General features: G+C 56.2%; 13 protein-coding genes. 9 read left to right on the top strand and 4 right to left on the bottom strand.

The genetic code is table 11. The annotated features are described in order from the left end of the window. Positions 1–61: 61 nt before the first annotated feature. On the bottom strand, positions 62–955 hold the full coding sequence (locus LKR43_RS05750) for an NAD(P)-dependent oxidoreductase (RefSeq protein WP_227683010.1): 894 nt from the start codon (positions 953–955) through the stop codon (positions 62–64). A 210-nt stretch (positions 956–1,165) separates the two neighbouring features. Between LKR43_RS05750 and LKR43_RS05745 the strand changes: the two genes are divergently transcribed. The 6 genes from LKR43_RS05745 to LKR43_RS05720 all read left to right on the top strand — a co-directional run bounded on the left by LKR43_RS05745 (position 1,166) and on the right by LKR43_RS05720 (position 9,269). Continuing rightward, the gene (locus tag LKR43_RS05745) at positions 1,166–2,155 is read left to right on the top strand and encodes a tripartite tricarboxylate transporter substrate binding protein (RefSeq protein ID WP_227683009.1); all 990 of its coding nucleotides are present in this window, start codon (positions 1,166–1,168) and stop codon (positions 2,153–2,155) included. A 16-nt stretch (positions 2,156–2,171) separates the two neighbouring features. After that, on the top strand, positions 2,172–3,602 hold the full coding sequence (locus tag LKR43_RS05740; RefSeq protein ID WP_227683007.1) for an NAD-dependent succinate-semialdehyde dehydrogenase: 1,431 nt from the start codon (positions 2,172–2,174) through the stop codon (positions 3,600–3,602). Beyond that, positions 3,599–4,474: an NAD(P)-dependent oxidoreductase gene (locus tag LKR43_RS05735; RefSeq protein ID WP_227683004.1), complete on the top strand. Its 876-nt coding sequence runs from the start codon at positions 3,599–3,601 to the stop codon at positions 4,472–4,474. The genes LKR43_RS05740 and LKR43_RS05735 overlap by 4 nt, the downstream gene beginning before the upstream one ends. Before the next feature lie 64 nt (positions 4,475–4,538). After that, positions 4,539–5,882 carry an MmgE/PrpD family protein gene (locus LKR43_RS05730; protein ID WP_227683003.1) on the top strand — a complete coding sequence of 448 codons (1,344 nt, stop codon included), beginning with the start codon at positions 4,539–4,541 and terminating at the stop codon, positions 5,880–5,882. 142 nt (positions 5,883–6,024) lie between these two features. Then, positions 6,025–7,188 (top strand): acyl-CoA dehydrogenase family protein, encoded by a 1,164-nt coding sequence (locus LKR43_RS05725; protein ID WP_227683001.1) that lies wholly within the window; start codon positions 6,025–6,027, stop codon positions 7,186–7,188. 2 nt (positions 7,189–7,190) lie between these two features. Then, on the top strand, positions 7,191–9,269 hold the full coding sequence (locus tag LKR43_RS05720) for an acetate--CoA ligase family protein (RefSeq protein ID WP_370632070.1): 2,079 nt from the start codon (positions 7,191–7,193) through the stop codon (positions 9,267–9,269). A 16-nt stretch (positions 9,270–9,285) separates the two neighbouring features. Here the strand turns inward: LKR43_RS05720 and LKR43_RS05715 are convergent, their stop codons facing one another. Beyond that, a complete protein-coding gene (locus LKR43_RS05715; protein WP_227682998.1) occupies positions 9,286–10,206 on the bottom strand; it encodes a LysR substrate-binding domain-containing protein in 921 nt (306 codons plus the stop codon). 135 nt (positions 10,207–10,341) lie between these two features. Between LKR43_RS05715 and LKR43_RS05710 the strand changes: the two genes are divergently transcribed. After that, positions 10,342–10,884, top strand: coding sequence for a pseudouridine synthase (locus tag LKR43_RS05710; protein WP_370632078.1), 543 nt, complete (start codon positions 10,342–10,344; stop codon positions 10,882–10,884). Between the two features lie 20 nt (positions 10,885–10,904). Here the strand turns inward: LKR43_RS05710 and LKR43_RS05705 are convergent, their stop codons facing one another. Continuing rightward, the gene (locus LKR43_RS05705) at positions 10,905–11,873 is read right to left on the bottom strand and encodes a tripartite tricarboxylate transporter substrate binding protein (protein WP_227682997.1); all 969 of its coding nucleotides are present in this window, start codon (positions 11,871–11,873) and stop codon (positions 10,905–10,907) included. A gap of 75 nt (positions 11,874–11,948) precedes the next feature. Beyond that, positions 11,949–12,821 (bottom strand): fumarylacetoacetate hydrolase family protein, encoded by an 873-nt coding sequence (locus LKR43_RS05700; RefSeq protein WP_227682996.1) that lies wholly within the window; start codon positions 12,819–12,821, stop codon positions 11,949–11,951. Between the two features lie 199 nt (positions 12,822–13,020). On the opposite strand from LKR43_RS05700, the gene LKR43_RS05695 reads away from it, so the two are divergent. Continuing rightward, positions 13,021–13,728 carry a FadR/GntR family transcriptional regulator gene (locus tag LKR43_RS05695; protein WP_227683318.1) on the top strand — a complete coding sequence of 236 codons (708 nt, stop codon included), beginning with the start codon at positions 13,021–13,023 and terminating at the stop codon, positions 13,726–13,728. A 66-nt stretch (positions 13,729–13,794) separates the two neighbouring features. Further along, positions 13,795–15,477: a methyl-accepting chemotaxis protein gene (locus tag LKR43_RS05690; protein WP_227682995.1), complete on the top strand. Its 1,683-nt coding sequence runs from the start codon at positions 13,795–13,797 to the stop codon at positions 15,475–15,477. Positions 15,478–15,642 lie beyond the last annotated feature (165 nt).

Below are 15,642 nucleotides of genomic sequence, written 5' to 3'. Positions count from 1 at the left end.
GCAGCCCCGGTGCGAGGCATGCACTATGTAATAGCCAAGTGCCTTGTTATGGCAATGGTCTTTAGTTAAGCCTGGGCTTGGGGCAGTTATTGAGTTCGGCCCAGAAGTCCGTAATGCTGGAGGTGTCCTGGCCGGCCTTGCCCGACGCCAGAGCAAGCCTGAAGACATTTCTGGTTGTGTCGCAGACCGGTAGGGCAACCTGGCTTGATGCGCCCGCGTTGGACGCCAGGGAAATGTCTTTATAGCCAAGCGCCAGGTCAAAGCCCGGCGACAGATCGCCCTTCAGGACCTTGTTGGGCCATTTCTCTTTTAGCTGGCCGTTGCTGGCGGTCGTGCTGGTCAGCACGTTGAACGTATTGTTCAGATCCAGGCCCAAAGCCTGTGCCAGCACCAGTGCTTCGGAGTTTATCTGGCAGTAGGACAGGACCATCATGTTGTTGATGAGCTTGGTTCGCGTGCCATTGCCGGCCTTGCCGCAGTGGTAAACGGTAGTGCCCATTTTGTACAGAACAGGTTCTACCTTGGCTACGTACTGTTCATCGATACCCAGCATGAACAAAGACTCACCTCTGTCTGCGTGCATAGCCAAGCGGCCTACCGGCGCATCACCGAAAGCAATGCCTTTTTCGGAAAATGCCTGATGCAAGGCGTCTACAGTATCGACATCGATAGTGCTCATGTCGATATAGATGGAGCCGGGACGCAAGTTCTCGATAATGCCGTCTGCGCCAAGCGCTACCGCATTGACCTGTTTGGGGCCAGGCAGCATCGTGAAGACAATATCCGCGTTCCTGCACAGCTCGGCGACGTTCCGGGCGCCTTGCGCGCCTTCAGATTCAAGCGTGCTTACTGCTTCTGCATTCAGGTCGAAAACACAAACCGTTTCGCCCTTGCTGACCAATGAACGAGCCAGAGAAAGTCCCATTCTGCCTAATCCGATAAACCCGATATTCATGCTTTGCTCCTATGAGATAAGAAGAGTGTATCGGCGTTTGACTGGCACAGAGAGAGACATTTCTTCTGCTTGATATTCGTTTTACGCATGTTAGACAGAGAAAAAGTAGTCTCTGGCCGTGGTGTTTGATTGATAGACTGCAGCGGTTCTTTGCCGGAATAAAGCAGTGCGTCCCGGCATGCATATTAAATAATGACTCAGGAGATGTTTATGTCTATCAATCGTCGTTCCATGCTCGGACTTGCCGCAGCATGCATAGGTGCTGCGGCATTGGGTGTTTCGTCGTTCGCGCATGCGGCTGGCTATCCGGACAAGCCCGTGACCGTCTATATCGGTTTCTCGGCGGGTGGTCCTACTGACACGGTTGGTCGCCTGCTGGCAGACAAACTGAGCCAGAAACTCGGACAGACCTTTGTGGTTGAGAACAAAGTAGGTGCCAGTGGTGTCGTTGCGGCCAACCTTGTGCAGAAGGCCAAACCGGATGGCTATACCCTGATGCTCGGCAGCAGCAGCACGCTGTCGATTATTCCGCATGTACAGAAAAATATTCAGTACGATGCCATCAACGATTTCACGCCTGTGGCCCTGGTGGCCAGTTATCCGTACTACCTGGCAGTACCTGCAGATTCGCCATTCAAAACGCTCGACGATCTGATCGCCTATGGCCGCGACAAAAACAACGAGCTGAGCTATGCCTCGGCCGGCACGGGTGCCGTCAATCATCTGGCTGGCGAGTGGCTTAAAGAAGAAACGGGTATCAAAGCGCTGCACGTTCCTTACAAAGGTGACTCGGCCGCTATGCCTGATCTTATTGCAGGGCGCGTAGACTATGCGTTGCTGGCGGGCATTGTTGCGCTTCCACAGGTAGAAGCGGGCAAGCTGCGCGTGCTGGCGTCTGCCAGTTCTTCACCTGACAAGGGTGCGCCAAATATAGAGATCATTGGCCAGAAAACTGCGCCGGGTTTCGATGCTGAACCATGGAATGGCCTGATGGGACCAGCCGGCATGCCCGAAGACGTGGTCAGCACGCTGAATACCGCCGTTAACGAAGTGTTGTCCGATCCAGAAGTAAAAGCCCGGCTGCTGACGCTGGATCAGTATCCGTTCACAAGCACTCCTGCCCAGTTCAAGCAGCATATTAAGGACCAGTCGTCGCGCTGGGCGGGCATTATCAAGAGCGCGAATATCGTGATCGAATAAGGTTGGAGCCAGGAATATGAAGTACTCACAATACATTAATGGAAAGTTCTGCAGCGGCACCGGTGATGTCGAGCTGCCGGTTATTTCACCTGCTACCGGACAAGAGATCGGACGCTACCGAGCTGCTTCGCAGAGCGACGTTGAGCAAGCCATTGAATGCGCGAATCTTGCGTTTGCCTCATGGCGCAAAACCGGCCCGACGGTAAGGTCGGAGTTGCTGCGCAAAGTAGCGCAAGAGATGCGCCTTGATCGGGACCAGTTGGCCAGCCAGATTACCGCCGAGCTTGGCAAGCCTTTGTCTGAAGCCCAAAAAGAGGTTGATGTTGCGGCCGAGATGTTCGAGTGGGCGGCTGAAGAAGCCCGGCGCCTGTATGGTCGCGTTATTCCTGCGCGATCGGCCGGCATACAGCAGCTGGCGCAGCTGGAGCCCTACGGGGTTGTGGGCGGCTTTTCAGGGTGGAATGCGCCTGCCATCACCCCTTCGCGCAAGATCAGTGCCGCCCTTGCCGCGGGTTGCACCATTGTGCTTAAGCCGTCCGAGGAAACTATCGGTGTCGCACTGCTTATTGCCCAGGCGATAGAGCGTGCGGGTCTGCCTCAAGGCACTGTAAATATGGTGTTTGGTGACCCTGCTGCCATTGCAGATCAGCTCTGCACATCACCGCAGGTATCCATGATCACCTTCACGGGTGGAACCGATGTCGGCAAGCAGTTGGGTGCCAAGGCAGCCCTGCACATGAAAAAAGCCACGCTGGAGCTGGGCGGGCACGCACCGGTTGTCGTCTGGAACGATGTCGATATCGATAAGGTAGCGGCGGCATGTGTGGCGACCAAGTATCGCAATGCCGGCCAGGTATGTACATCGCCCACGCGCTTTCTTGTTCATAAAGACATTTTCGAAGCATTTTGTGAGCGGTTTGTGGAGCACGCCAATAATGTGCGCGTCATGGATCCGCTTGATGCAAAGGCCCAGATGGGCCCTCTGAAAAATCAGCGGCGCCTGAACGCAATCGATGGTCTGGTGCGCAATGCCGTTGAGTCGGGAGCCTCCCTGCTTGCAGGTGGCAGTCCAGTCGAAGGGCCGGGCTACTTTTATAAGCCGACCGTACTTGCCCTGCAAGACAAGGCTGCCGATGTTTGCCGTATAGAGCCTTTCGGCCCGGTCGCCTTGATGATACCCATAGAGACCGCTGATGAAGCGGTCTCCGAAGCGAATGCCCTGCCTTTCGGTCTGGCTGCGTATGCCTTCACCAACAATATGAAACTGGCTTACCGATTCGCCAATGAGATCCAGAGCGGCGTCGTTTGCATCAATGAGCTGCAGGCATCGCTGCCGGAAACGCCATTCGGTGGCTACAAGGATAGCGGTCTGGGCTCCGAGGGCGGTGTGGAAGGCCTGCGTGAATTTCTCCGTGTGAAGTGCGTTCGCCAGGGAGGGTTGGTATGAAGCCGACTTTGGGATTTATTGGCCTGGGCGCAATGGGCGCGGGCATGTGCAGGAACCTGGCCACGAAATCAGGCTGTGAGGTTCTGGCAACTGACCTTGACATGAATAATGTGTGCGCGCTGTCTTCCTTTGGTGTGATAGCCAGCAGCGTGTCTGAAATTGCCTTGCGGGCAGAAATCGTGTTCTTGTCACTGCCTTCGATCAACGAGGTGGAGCAGGTGTGTCTGGAACAGGGCTTGCTGGCGCAACCTGGTCCGCTGAAAACCATCGTCGACATGAGCACGAGCGATCTCGAGCGCACGCGCAAGCTTGCCGCCCGGCTTAAGGAGCAAGGAGTTCAGCTCATTGATGCACCGGTGGCCCGCAGCCGGGCCGCTGCCCAGAGCGGAACCTTGCTGATCACCGTCGGTGCCGAGCAGGATCAGTTCGACGGGCTGAAGCCGTATCTGGATTGCATGGGTAGTGATGTTGTGCTTTGTGGCCCGACCGGTGCCGGCCAGGTCGTCAAGTCCATGAACAATATGGTTCTGATCAATACCGTCCATGCGCTGGCCAATGCCTTTGCCATATCGGAAAAGGCGGGTGTCTCGAAAGATCAGCTGGCTTACGTACTGGGATTGGGTTCAGCTGCGTCGTTCGGTCTGAAGCTTACCGGTGCTGACTACCTCGCCAAGGATGTGTTCCCGGAAAAAATGTTTTCTGCCTCTTATGCACTGAAGGATTTGAACCTGGCACTGGCGCTTTCTGCTTCAGTGCGCGTCGACGACGACCTGACTGCAGTGACCGCGAAAAAGTTGAAAAAGGCGGTTGATGCCGGTTATGGCGACAACTACTACCCGGTAATGTACAAGGTGATTGCAAACGCTGTGTAGCAAGCCGATGGTGGCGTTCTGGTCTGGAGCGTCACCGAATCAAGTTTTTAAAAAGAGGAAAGTCATGTACGTTTGTGAAGCCTTTGCCAGTTACGGTGCGGGTTTGGCGCAGAAGAGCCTGCCGGATGAGGTGTTGCACCATGCCAGACGCGCGGTCATTGACTGGTACGCCGCGCTTATTCCTGGCTCGGTCATGCAAGTTACGACCAAGCTGCAGGCAGCGCTTTCCGATGAGCTTGATACGGGAAGCGCGCTGCTGGCCCTGGGGCAAAGTGCAAATGTACGGGCCGCAGCGCTGATCAATGGAACTGCATCGCATGCAGCTGAAGTTGACGATATCTATAAATACGCCATTTATCATCCCGGCGCGCCCACCATATCCGCCGCCCTTGCACTGGCGCAGCATCTGAAGGCCAACGGAGAAGATTTCCTCAGGGCAGTCATTGCGGGCTACGAGATCTCCACTCGCATTGGCAAGGCTTTGGGTCGTGACCACTATAAGTTCTGGCATAACACAGGCACCGTTGGTGTGTTCGGGTCAGCAGCGGCCGGCGCGCTTTTGCTCAAGCTGAATGCAGAAGAATTCGCCCATGCGCTGGCTACTGCGGCAACCTTTGCCGCAGGCCTGCAACAGGCGTTCAAGATGGACTCCATGTCCAAACCATTGCATTCGGGCCGGGCTGCAGAAGCAGGGTTGCTGGCGGCGATGGGTGCGGCACAGGGCATGACCGGCTCGCTTGATGTACTGGAAGGCGAGTTTGGCATGGGGCGGGCCATGAGCAATGACCCCGACTGGCAGGAAGTGCTTGCCGACATTCACGATACGTACAATATTTGCTCGGTCACGTTCAAGAACCATGCGTGCTGCGGCCATACTTTTGCGCCGATCGATGGTGCCATTGTCCTGAGGGGCCAGCACAATATTGAACCCGGGCAGGTACGGCGCGTCGTCGTATCTACGTATGGGCCGGCGCTTGATGTTGCCGGGAATCCTTCGCCGGCCACGGCTGCCGAGGCACGGTTCAGCATTCCTTTTGTCGTGGCCACAGCCTTGACGCATGGCAGTGTCCGGCTGGCTGCGTTCAGCGATGAGCGTCTGGCAGACCCTGGTTTGCGGTCGCTGATGTCCCGAATAGAACTGGCTGTCGATCCGGTATTTGATACCGCATTTCCGGGTCAGCGCGCGGCACGGGTTTTCCTTGAAACCGTTGACGGAAAAACTTTCGAGGCTGTGCAACCTACTCGCAAGGGCGATCCGGATATGCCCTTGTCTGATGCAGAGCTTCAGGAAAAATTCAACGAGCTTGTCGAGCCTGTGCTGGGCAATACCCGGACGGCGTTTGTCAGCCAGAAATTATGGAGCCTGAATCGCAGCGCAAGCCTGGACGACCTGTGCGGCAAGGTTTAGGCACGTGAGCCTGACAAGGTATGCATTTTTATTTCTGATATGTTTTTTTGGCATATTTGGAGCCGTTATTGGCAGAACTACCGGCACCTTACCAAGCCTAAGATAACCATATCAATGAACTAATTCTTTCTAGCGGATCATCATGGATTTCAATCTTTCGGAAGAGTATCAGGCATTTTCTGATAGCGTGGCGCGATTCGCGCAAGACAAGCTGGCCCCCGGCGCACTCGAGCGGGCTCATTCAGGCAGCTACCCATGGGAAACGGCTCAAATGCTGGCCGAGCAGGGCTTGCTGGGCATTGTGTTTCCAGAAGAAGACGGAGGCCAGGGTGGATCCTTGATGCATGCCGTGCTGGCGATACAGCAGATTGCGCTAGCATGCCCAAAGAGCGGCGACATCGTGCAAGCGGGTAACTTCGGGCCTATTCGTACGTTCGTCGAGTATGCCACCAAAGAGCAAAAGGAACGCTTTCTGCCTGATTTGCTGGCGGGCAGAAAACTGATCTCTCTGGGGATGACCGAGCCCGACGCGGGTTCCGCGGTGACCGACCTGAAGACGTCGGCTGTACTGGACGGTGATCATTACATCGTGAATGGCAGCAAGATTTTCTCCACGCACAGCCCCGAAGCTGAGTTATTCCTTATTTATGTCCGGTTCGGCCCGGGCGTAGGAGGCATAGGTTCCATACTGATCGAGCGCGGTACGCCGGGCTTTGAAGTGGGCACGCCGTCGAACTTCATGAACGGCGAACAGTGGTCTCAGCTGTACTTCGATAATTGTCGTGTTCCAAAAGAGAATCTGCTTTTAGGCCCGGGCGGGTTCAAGAAACAGATTTCCGGATTCAACGTCGAACGCCTCGGGAATGCTTCCCGTGCGCTGGCCTTGGGCCGCTACGCCTTCAACGCGGCCAGAGAGCATGCCATGGTCCGCAAGCAGTTTGGTCGTGAGCTTTGCGAGTTCCAGGGCCTGCAATGGAAGTTTGCGGAAATGTGGATGAAGCTCGAGCAGGCACAGTTGCTTTTGTATAAGGCCGCTCTTGAAGGTGAAGAGGGTTTGCCCTCGGCGCAAAGCACGGCCATGGCGAAGCTGGCCTGCAACCTGGCAGGATGGGAAGTTTCGAACGATGCAATGCAGGTCATGGGTGGTATGGGGTTCAGCCAGGAGGCTCTGGTGGAGTACTGTGTACGCCGCACTCGCGGCTGGATGATCGCGGGTGGCTCCATTGAAGTCCTGAAGAACAGAATTGCGGAAGGGGTTTTTGGTCGTTCGTTCTCACAGCGTGCTCCCAAAGCACCTGCGGCATGAGGATGAACATGTCTATCAATGAGCGTTTGGAGCAGGCTCTACTGTATCCACAAAGTATCGCTTTGCTGGGGGTGTCGGATGACCCGGGCAAGACAGGTGGGCGTCCCCTGCAGTTTTTGCGCAATTCGGGCTATGCCGGAAGAATCTATCCCATCAATCCTAACCGTAGCCAGGTGCAAGGCGAAAAAGCCTGGCCTAGCCTGAGCGCTTTACCCGAAGTGCCCGAGCATGTATTCATACTGTCGCCTACCGACACGGTCGTTCCCGCCGTCAGGGAGAGCGCGCAGCTTGGTGTGAAACTCGTCACGATTCTGGCTGCCGGGTTCTCGGAGTCGGGTGAAGAGGGCGTTCAGCGCGAGAATGAGCTTCGCGAGATCGCTGCAGCAACCGGCATACGGATACTGGGCCCTAGCAGCCTTGGTGTGGTGAATCCCGGCAATGGCCTGGTCCTGACCGCCAATGCAGCGTTCGCTGAACCCGGTGTGCCAAAAGGCAAAATCTTCGTTGCGTCGCATAGCGGCAGCATGATTGGGGCATTGGTGTCTCGCGGCAAGGCGCGCGGGGTGGGTTTTGCAGGGCTGGTGTCAGTTGGTAGCGAAGTTGATTTGTGCGTGGGTGATATCTGCATGTCCACGCTCGATGATCCGGCTATCGAGGGTTACGTGCTGTTTCTTGAAAGCTTGCGTCATGGCGACAAGCTCAAGGCGTTTGCGCTCGAGGCCGCGCGTCGGGGCAAGCCGGTTATTGCTTATAAGCTTGGCCGGTCAAGCGCCGCAGCTGAAATGGCTGCCACGCATACGGGCGCCCTGGCTGGTGAAGACGATATCGCCGATGCATTCCTGAAAGACCTGGGTATGGTGCGCGTCGAAATGCTCGAGACGCTGTTCGAGGTCATGCCTCTGGCGCAAGGTGTAGCCAAATCGCGGCCGTCGCAAAAGACTGTTGGCGTGGTGGCAACCACCGGTGGTGGTGCGGCCATGGTTGTCGATCAGCTCGGTATGCGCGATGTAACCGTGCAGTCAGTGTCTGAAGAAACGCAGCGCAAGCTGAAAGAGGCGCAGATTCCTGGATCAGCGGGCCGCATTCTTGACCTGACCCTGGCGGGTACCAAGTACGAGGTCATGAAGAAAGCATTGGAGATAATGCTGGAAGCGCCCGAGTTTGATATGGTTGTTGCCGTTGTGGGGTCGTCGGCACGGCTGCATCCGGAGCTGGCTGTGAAGCCCATCCTGGAGTTTACAAACTCGGCTAAACCGCTCGCAGTCATGCTGGTACCCGATGCGCCTGAAGCGCTGGGCACATTGACTCAGGCAGGCATTCCCTGCTTCCGTACGCCAGAAACCTGCGCGGATGCGATTGCCGCTGTTTGGGCGCGACGTGAACCGTCTGCGTCTGCCGATGCAAAGATTCCCGAAGGTGCCGATGCACATACCTTAAGCGAAGCACAGGCTTATGAAGTGCTGGACAGCTTGCAGGTGCCTCATGCTGATTACGTCACAGTTCCCTTGAGTGCAGATAGCGCGAGCCTGCCGTTCGATTATCCGGTGGTCGCAAAGATCTGCTCGGCCCAGATTCCGCACAAGACCGAGGTTGGCGGCGTTGTGCTGGGCATTAACGATTCAGCGCACTTGTCGCAAGCTTTCGGGACCTTGCGCTCGAACCTGCAGCAGAAAGCGCCCGACGCATTATGTGATCAGATTCTGGTACAACCCATGCTCAAGGGCATGACGGAAGTCCTGGTTGGCTACCGTATCGATCCGGATGCGGGTCCCATCATTATGCTGGCCGCCGGTGGCATCTGGGCGGAAGTCATGCGTGACAGAAGCATTCGCCTGGCACCTGTATCCGTAGAGACGGCCAGGGAAATGATTGCCGAGGTCAAGATGCTGAAAACCGTAACGGGTTTACGAGGCAAGCAGAAGGGAGACCTCGAGGCGCTGGCGCAAGCCATCTCGAATCTTTCGATGCTGGCACTGCGGCCGGAGCTGAAGATACAGGAAGCCGAGGTCAACCCGATGCTGGTGCTGGCAGAGGGTCAGGGCGTACTGGCGGTTGATGCGCTGGTCTTGAAGGCCGGCTGAACGCTGGCCGTGGCAGTCAGCAATCGGGCAAAAGAGGCCGGGTTGCTGCTGCCTGGGCCAGTATCCAGTCGCGAAACAGCACTACCTTCCTTGCTTCGCGACGGACCTTGGGTCGAAGCAGATAAAAAGAAAGGCCTGTTCTCACAGGCTGATTGAACGGGAACACCAGATTCCCTTCCTGGATGTCATCGGTCAGCAGTGCCGCTTGTCCTATGGCCACGCCCAGGCCGTCTGCAGCGGCTTGCCATGTAAGGACCGAGCTGCTGAAATTCATTTGCGGGGTATCGGCGATTTCTGCCAGATAATCGTGTGCCTTGGCCCACATGGCCCATTCGCCTTTGGGCCGATAATGCGAAACCAGTAAGCGCGTGCGCAAAAGTGCCTGGGGATACCGGGTTTCCGGAGCATGTTTCTGCAGAAAGGCCGCGCTGCATACCGGTTCGATGATGTCGTCGAACATCAGGTCTACTTCGGTGTCGGGCTGGTTTCCGCTACCTAACTGTATGCTGAAGTCGATACGGTCTTTTTCAAAGTCTACATGACTGACCGAGTTGATGATCAGTACGGTGAATTCCGGATATTGCTTGTGGAAGGTCTCCAGCCGGGGAATCAGCCATTTGGCAGCAAACGTCGTGTAGGTATGTACACGTATCTTGTTGTCATTCCCGCGTTCGATGATGCTTTGTGTGGCGTCGGCGATCTCGTCGAAGGCCGGCATGATGCGATCACCCAGTTCCTGTCCTATGTCTGTCAGGCTGATGCCTCGTTGTTCACGGCGAAACAGTTTCACTCCCAGGTATTTTTCCAGGACGTCCAGCTGTTTGCTGATTGCAGACTGACCCACATGGAGCTCTTTGGCTGCTTTGGTCAGGCTTTTGGTCCTTGCTACGACGTAGAACGCCCGCAAGGGGTTCATGGGAGGGATTTTTTTTGACATAGAAAAAATACTGCCTTGTTACCACTCATTATAGTCGTGGCAGACATGGTAATTTAGTTTCTTATGAGCACTCACTATCGTTTTTACCGGCCTGTTCGCCGTGCTGCTCGGGCACCGGTCGACAAGCCGCGGCTGCTGATGTTGAACAAGCCGTTCGATGTCCTGACCCAGTTCAGCGATGATCAAGGCCGTGCAACACTCAAAGACTTTGTTGATGTACCTGGCGTCTATCCTGCTGGACGTCTGGATCGAGACAGCGAAGGCCTGCTTTTGCTGTGCAACGACGGCCGCTTGCAGGCACGTATTGCGGATCCCCGGCACAAAATGGCCAAAACCTACTGGGTTCAGGTAGAAGGGGAACCAGGTCCGGACCAACTTCAGCAACTGCGTCAGGGCGTAGTTTTGAAAGACGGGCCGACGCTGCCGGCGCAGGTCGATGTAATGGCCGAGCCGCTGATCTGGCCGCGAATTCCACCCGTTCGATTTCGCAAAAGTGTGCCAACCACGTGGATAGAACTGACGATACAAGAAGGACGAAATCGTCAGGTGCGACGCATGACCGCCGCAGTGGGCCTGCCAACGTTGCGCCTGGTGCGCGTGCGGATAGGCCCATGGAGCCTGGACGGATTGCTGCCAGGCCAATGGCGCGAGCTGGATGCAGCCGCTGTATTTGAATAAGATCAGCGGCTGCCAGCCGGCTACTCTACCTTGCCGATATCCTGTACCGCTTTTCGCAATACGGCATCGTCTGCGTCCCAATATGCCTGGAACTCATCAGCGTCCATGTAGTCGATCGGGCTGCCTGCGGCCAGTACTTTTTTCTGAATCTCAGGATCGTTTGCCACCTTCCTGGCAGCATCGCGCAGGCGTTCTATAACGTCAGCCGGTACATCCTTAGGTGCGAAAATCCCCGACCATTGGACGAACTTCACATCGTAGCCCGCCTCGGACAGGCCGGGCACATCCGGAAGCGCATTCAGGGGTTTGTCACCCCAATGTGCCAGAGGACGGACTGTGCCCGCCTTGATGTGCTGAAGAATGCTGGAAGGACCGGTAGAGATTGCGTCGACCTGGCCGCCAAGCAACGCTGCAACCGCCGGCCCTGCACCGGTATAAGGAACGTGGGTCATCTTGATTTCGGCGTCCTTTTCCAGCATGGCCATGGGGACGTGCATGGATCCATAGATGCCTGAGCTGCCGTAGTTCAACTCACCCGGTGCCTTGCGGGCAGCTTCAACGAACTCATCGACTGTGGACCAGGGAGATTTTGCGGGCACCACCAGGACGGTAGGGTCTGCGGTGATGCGTGCGATGGGCTTGAAATCTGTGGTCTCATACGCTGCCTTGCGACCGAGGATCTTATCGGCTTCGGGCAGGATGGAAATGGATGACAGCATAAGCATGATGGTGTAGCCATCGGGCTTGGCACGGGCTGCCTCGCCGGTACCGATGGCACCGCCCGCACCGGCCTTGTTCTCGACTACCACGGATTGTCCCAGCTCTTTGCCCAGCGCGTCGGCGATGGGGCGCGCCACGGTATCCGTTACACCACCAGGCGGAAACGGAACGATCATGGTGATGGGCCGGTCGGGATACTGTGCCCAGGCGGTCGTGGCAGCCAGCATCGTGATCCCGGCTGCCAGACTCTTTAATGCAGTTGTCTTCATTGTTGTCTTCCTCGCTGAATAATGGGTCGGTGAGCGACCCTTTTCTATCTGACTGAAGGTGCTACATATAATGATTTAGCGAAAGGTGTTCTCAAGCGTGCCGATGCCGTCAATCTCGATTCGGACGCGGTCGCCGGATTTCAGGTAGCACGGCGGATTCAGTCCCATGCCTACGCCAGCAGGCGTGCCTGTGGCGATGATGTCGCCCGGATAAAGCGTGATGCCACGCGAGCAGGTTTCAATCAGGGTGGGTAAGTCAAAAATAAGGTCGGCAGTGTGTCCGTCCTGACGAGGCTCATCGTTGACCCAGCACTGTACTCGTGTGTTGGCACCGTCAAAGTCGTCGGCGGTGACCAGCCACGGCCCCATGGGGCAGAAGGTATCGAATGATTTGCCAAGATCCCATTGCTGGTGACGCATCTGAACGTCGCGTGCCGTTACATCGTTAACGATGGTGTAGCCCCACACGTGGTCCATGGCTTCTGCTTTGCTGATGTTTTTACCGCCTTTCCCTATGACGATGGCCAATTCTGCCTCGTAGTCGATCTGTTCGGTGATGCCGGCGGGAAGTATGACGTCATCGCCATGCGCGATAACCGTTTCGGGAACTTTGGTAAATACGATAGGCCATGCTGCAGGGTCAGCGTTATTGGCTTTGAAGACCGATCCCGACAGCTCCCTGGCATGCGCGTGATAATTGCGGCCAACGCAAAATATATTTCGGCGGGGGCGCGGCACAGGCGCAAGCAATTGCACCGAGCTTACCGGGACCGCGTCGCCCCGGCCCAGCTTGTTCAGCGCCGACGGATCTTCGTGCGCATCAATCAGGCCGAGTACGCCTTGTGCGGCCAATTCCGGTTCGACGTCAAGTGCCTGGACTGTCTGCCCGTCTTCGCTGACAACGCCCACATAGCGTTGATTACCTTGTATGTAGGTTGCAATACGCATATATTTCCTTCGATATTTTTGAACCACTTTAGTACCAATTCTCATTATTGGTATCGAACTGAAAGTATATGGGGGAGGCATCTAAGGTGCAAACACTATTTCAACAGTGAAGCCTTCTTTCTGGAATGTCGCCTGTTTATGACCAATTGGTACAAAAATGCTATCCTTGCGTTTTTACCCGACCCGGCATTCCCGAACCATGATTTCCGACATGCTTGAGCTGCGATTGCGCAGCGCCGGTGCGCAGTCGCTGGCCAACTATCTGCTGACCGAGATGCGCTCCGGGCGTATGCCAGTGGGGGTCAAGCTGCCGGGTGAGCGCGAACTGAGTGAACGTTTCGCCACTTCCCGCGGCTCAGTGCGCAGGGTTCTGGCTGCTTTGCGCAGCGCAGGCTGGATCACCCAGGCGGTTGGTAGCGGAACCTTTGTCGCGCGTCCGATAAACGCAGGTCTGGATAATGACGGACCATCTTCAGATCAGACCAGCCCGGCTGAGCTTATGGAGGCCCGTCTGTTAATCGAGCCTTTAATGCCGGCACTCATTGTGCGCCATGCGACACGGACCGATTTTGCCCGCATGCATGAGTGCCTGATAAAAGGTGAGCAGGCTGAATCGATAGAAGACTTTGAACGATGGGATGGCGAGCTGCACCAGGCGTTGGCACAAGCCACACACAATCATTTCTTTTTACAGGTATTGGCACTGACCAATCGCGTCCGCGAACAAGCGGATTGGGGTCGCTTGAAGCGCAACTCGCTGACACCGGCGCGTCGTGCGGAATACGAGCGCCAGCACCGTTCCATTGTTGCTGCGCTTGAAGATCGTGATGCAGAACAGGCGCGAAACGCGTTAAAGGCCCACCTGTTGCAGATTCAGCGCAACTTGTTCGACCCGCCTGCCGGCTAGCCTCAGTTGTAAAACGCATGACATGTCCGTTCCGTAGACTTGCGGTTTCTTCCGCTGGAGTCGCATGTGCACGGGCTTTCAAATCTCACAGTACGAACAAAAATTACGCTTGGATTTCTTATCGTTGCGACGATAGCCGCTATTATCGGCGCGGTGAGTATCTGGTCCACCCAGCAGGTTCGGCAAATGGCTTTGCTCATGTATCACCAGGAGGTGGCAGGATTGCGCCACGCTGCACAGGCGCAGAATAATGTAGTGGCGGCAGGGCGTGCGTTACGCAGTGCGTTGCTCGCGACGGATAAGGGTCAACGCATTGGCGATGTCTATTTCATGCGTGACTTTATACAGGCAGCGTCTGCTGAAATAGAAAAATTCCGTGTGCTCGTGACAACCGAGCAGGGTAAGGCCTCTGCCGAGGCGGCAGCCTCGGCAGTTGATGCATACGGGCAAGCGATCGAGGGGCTGGCTCAAGAGTTGGAACAGGCTGCAATGGAGACGGTTTCCCCGGCCGTTCTTGTGCGATTGCAGGCAGAAGCCAAGCCTCTGGGGGACACAGCCGAAATGATGCTCAGCTCACTTATGCTGGAAAAGCAGAACAGTTCGGGGGAGCTGGCTGCCCGCACTGACCATATCTACACCGATACATTGCGGCTCATGCTGGTGCTGACCTTGAGTGGTGCCTTGCTTGCCATTGCTTTGGGAATAATGCTTACCAGCGATCTGAGGCGGCAGTTGGGCGGCGAGCCGCGAGAGGTGGCACGCGTGGCCAATACGATCGCGGGCGGCGACCTGACGGCCGATATCAATGTTGATCGAGCCCATCAGCAGAGCGTTATCCGGGCAATGAGTCATATGCAGGACTCCCTCCGAAACATAGTGCAGGCAGTTCGTGAAAACAGCGAGCATGTCGCGGCGGGTTCCCACAATATTGTGGCGGCTAATGCAGACCTGTCTGTTCGTACGGACGAGCAGGCCGCTCAGTTGACCGAAACTGCAGCTGCCATGGAGCAATTGGCTGTAACGGTCAAAAATAATGCGGATGATGCCGTCCGTGCATCAAATCTGGCTCTGGCTGCCAGTGATGCGACCACGCGCGGTGGCGAGGCCGTGCAGCAGGTTGTTGCCACGATGAACGCCATCAATGCCTCGTCAGCGCGGATTAACGACATTACGTCCATCATCGACGGTATCTCATTTCAGACCAATATACTCGCGCTCAATGCCGCAGTTGAAGCTGCCTGCGCCGGGACGCATGGCCGGGGTTTCGCTGTGGTTGCCAGCGAGGTCCGCAGTCTTGCCCAAAAGAGTGCCCAGGCGGCCAAGGATATCAAGGCGCTTATAGAGGACAGTGACGAGACCGTGAAGCTCGGAACCAAGCTCGCCCAGGATACTGGCAGCGCCATGAGCGATATCGTCGCTCAGATCAAGGGCGTTACCGCGCTGATCAATGCAATCAGTGTGGCAACATTGGAGCAGCGGACTGGCATCGAGCAAGTCAACACAGCGGTTATGTCCTTGAGTATGGTTACCGGTGAGAACGCCGCCTCAGTTGATAGCGCGGCGAAAGCGGCGGCACAGTTAAACAGGCAGGCCGATCATCTGGTGGAGCTGGTGGGGGGATTCACGATTGGCGATAAAAATTCTTCTGCAGACATGGCATCAACGGGGGCTCAGCAATTGACGGCGACTGAAATACCTGCAGAGCTTTCGGACGAAATCCGGACTCCACTACTCGGACTGGCCGCTTGACTATCGTGGTTATCAGGTAGGTCAAGCCGAATTTGTGCCGGCTGTGGCCGCCGGGCTCCGCGTGCCTTTTGGTAACATAACAGCACCATAAGAAGTATCTTGTAATTATCTCCGGGTTCTTATAAAGTTCGCGCAGGCGAGGCAGGCAAAGCCAAAATCTCGTGC

The sequence above is a fragment of the Pusillimonas sp. MFBS29 genome, from assembly GCF_020687695.1.
In the GTDB taxonomy this organism is placed as follows: domain Bacteria; phylum Pseudomonadota; class Gammaproteobacteria; order Burkholderiales; family Burkholderiaceae_B; genus Pusillimonas_C.
Note: the sequence above shows the minus strand (reverse complement) of the source record. Positions and strands in the feature narration are given on the sequence as shown.

Coding starts and splice junctions, on each gene's coding strand:
- LKR43_RS05750 (WP_227683010.1), bottom strand. CDS start 955: ATGAATATCGGGTTTATCGGATTAGGCAGAATGGGACTTTCTCTGGCT.
- LKR43_RS05745 (WP_227683009.1), top strand. CDS start 1,166: ATGTCTATCAATCGTCGTTCCATGCTCGGACTTGCCGCAGCATGCATA.
- LKR43_RS05740 (WP_227683007.1), top strand. CDS start 2,172: ATGAAGTACTCACAATACATTAATGGAAAGTTCTGCAGCGGCACCGGT.
- LKR43_RS05735 (WP_227683004.1), top strand. CDS start 3,599: ATGAAGCCGACTTTGGGATTTATTGGCCTGGGCGCAATGGGCGCGGGC.
- LKR43_RS05730 (WP_227683003.1), top strand. CDS start 4,539: ATGTACGTTTGTGAAGCCTTTGCCAGTTACGGTGCGGGTTTGGCGCAG.
- LKR43_RS05725 (WP_227683001.1), top strand. CDS start 6,025: ATGGATTTCAATCTTTCGGAAGAGTATCAGGCATTTTCTGATAGCGTG.
- LKR43_RS05720 (WP_370632070.1), top strand. CDS start 7,191: ATGAACATGTCTATCAATGAGCGTTTGGAGCAGGCTCTACTGTATCCA.
- LKR43_RS05715 (WP_227682998.1), bottom strand. CDS start 10,206: ATGTCAAAAAAAATCCCTCCCATGAACCCCTTGCGGGCGTTCTACGTC.
- LKR43_RS05705 (WP_227682997.1), bottom strand. CDS start 11,873: ATGAAGACAACTGCATTAAAGAGTCTGGCAGCCGGGATCACGATGCTG.
- LKR43_RS05700 (WP_227682996.1), bottom strand. CDS start 12,821: ATGCGTATTGCAACCTACATACAAGGTAATCAACGCTATGTGGGCGTT.
- LKR43_RS05695 (WP_227683318.1), top strand. CDS start 13,021: ATGATTTCCGACATGCTTGAGCTGCGATTGCGCAGCGCCGGTGCGCAG.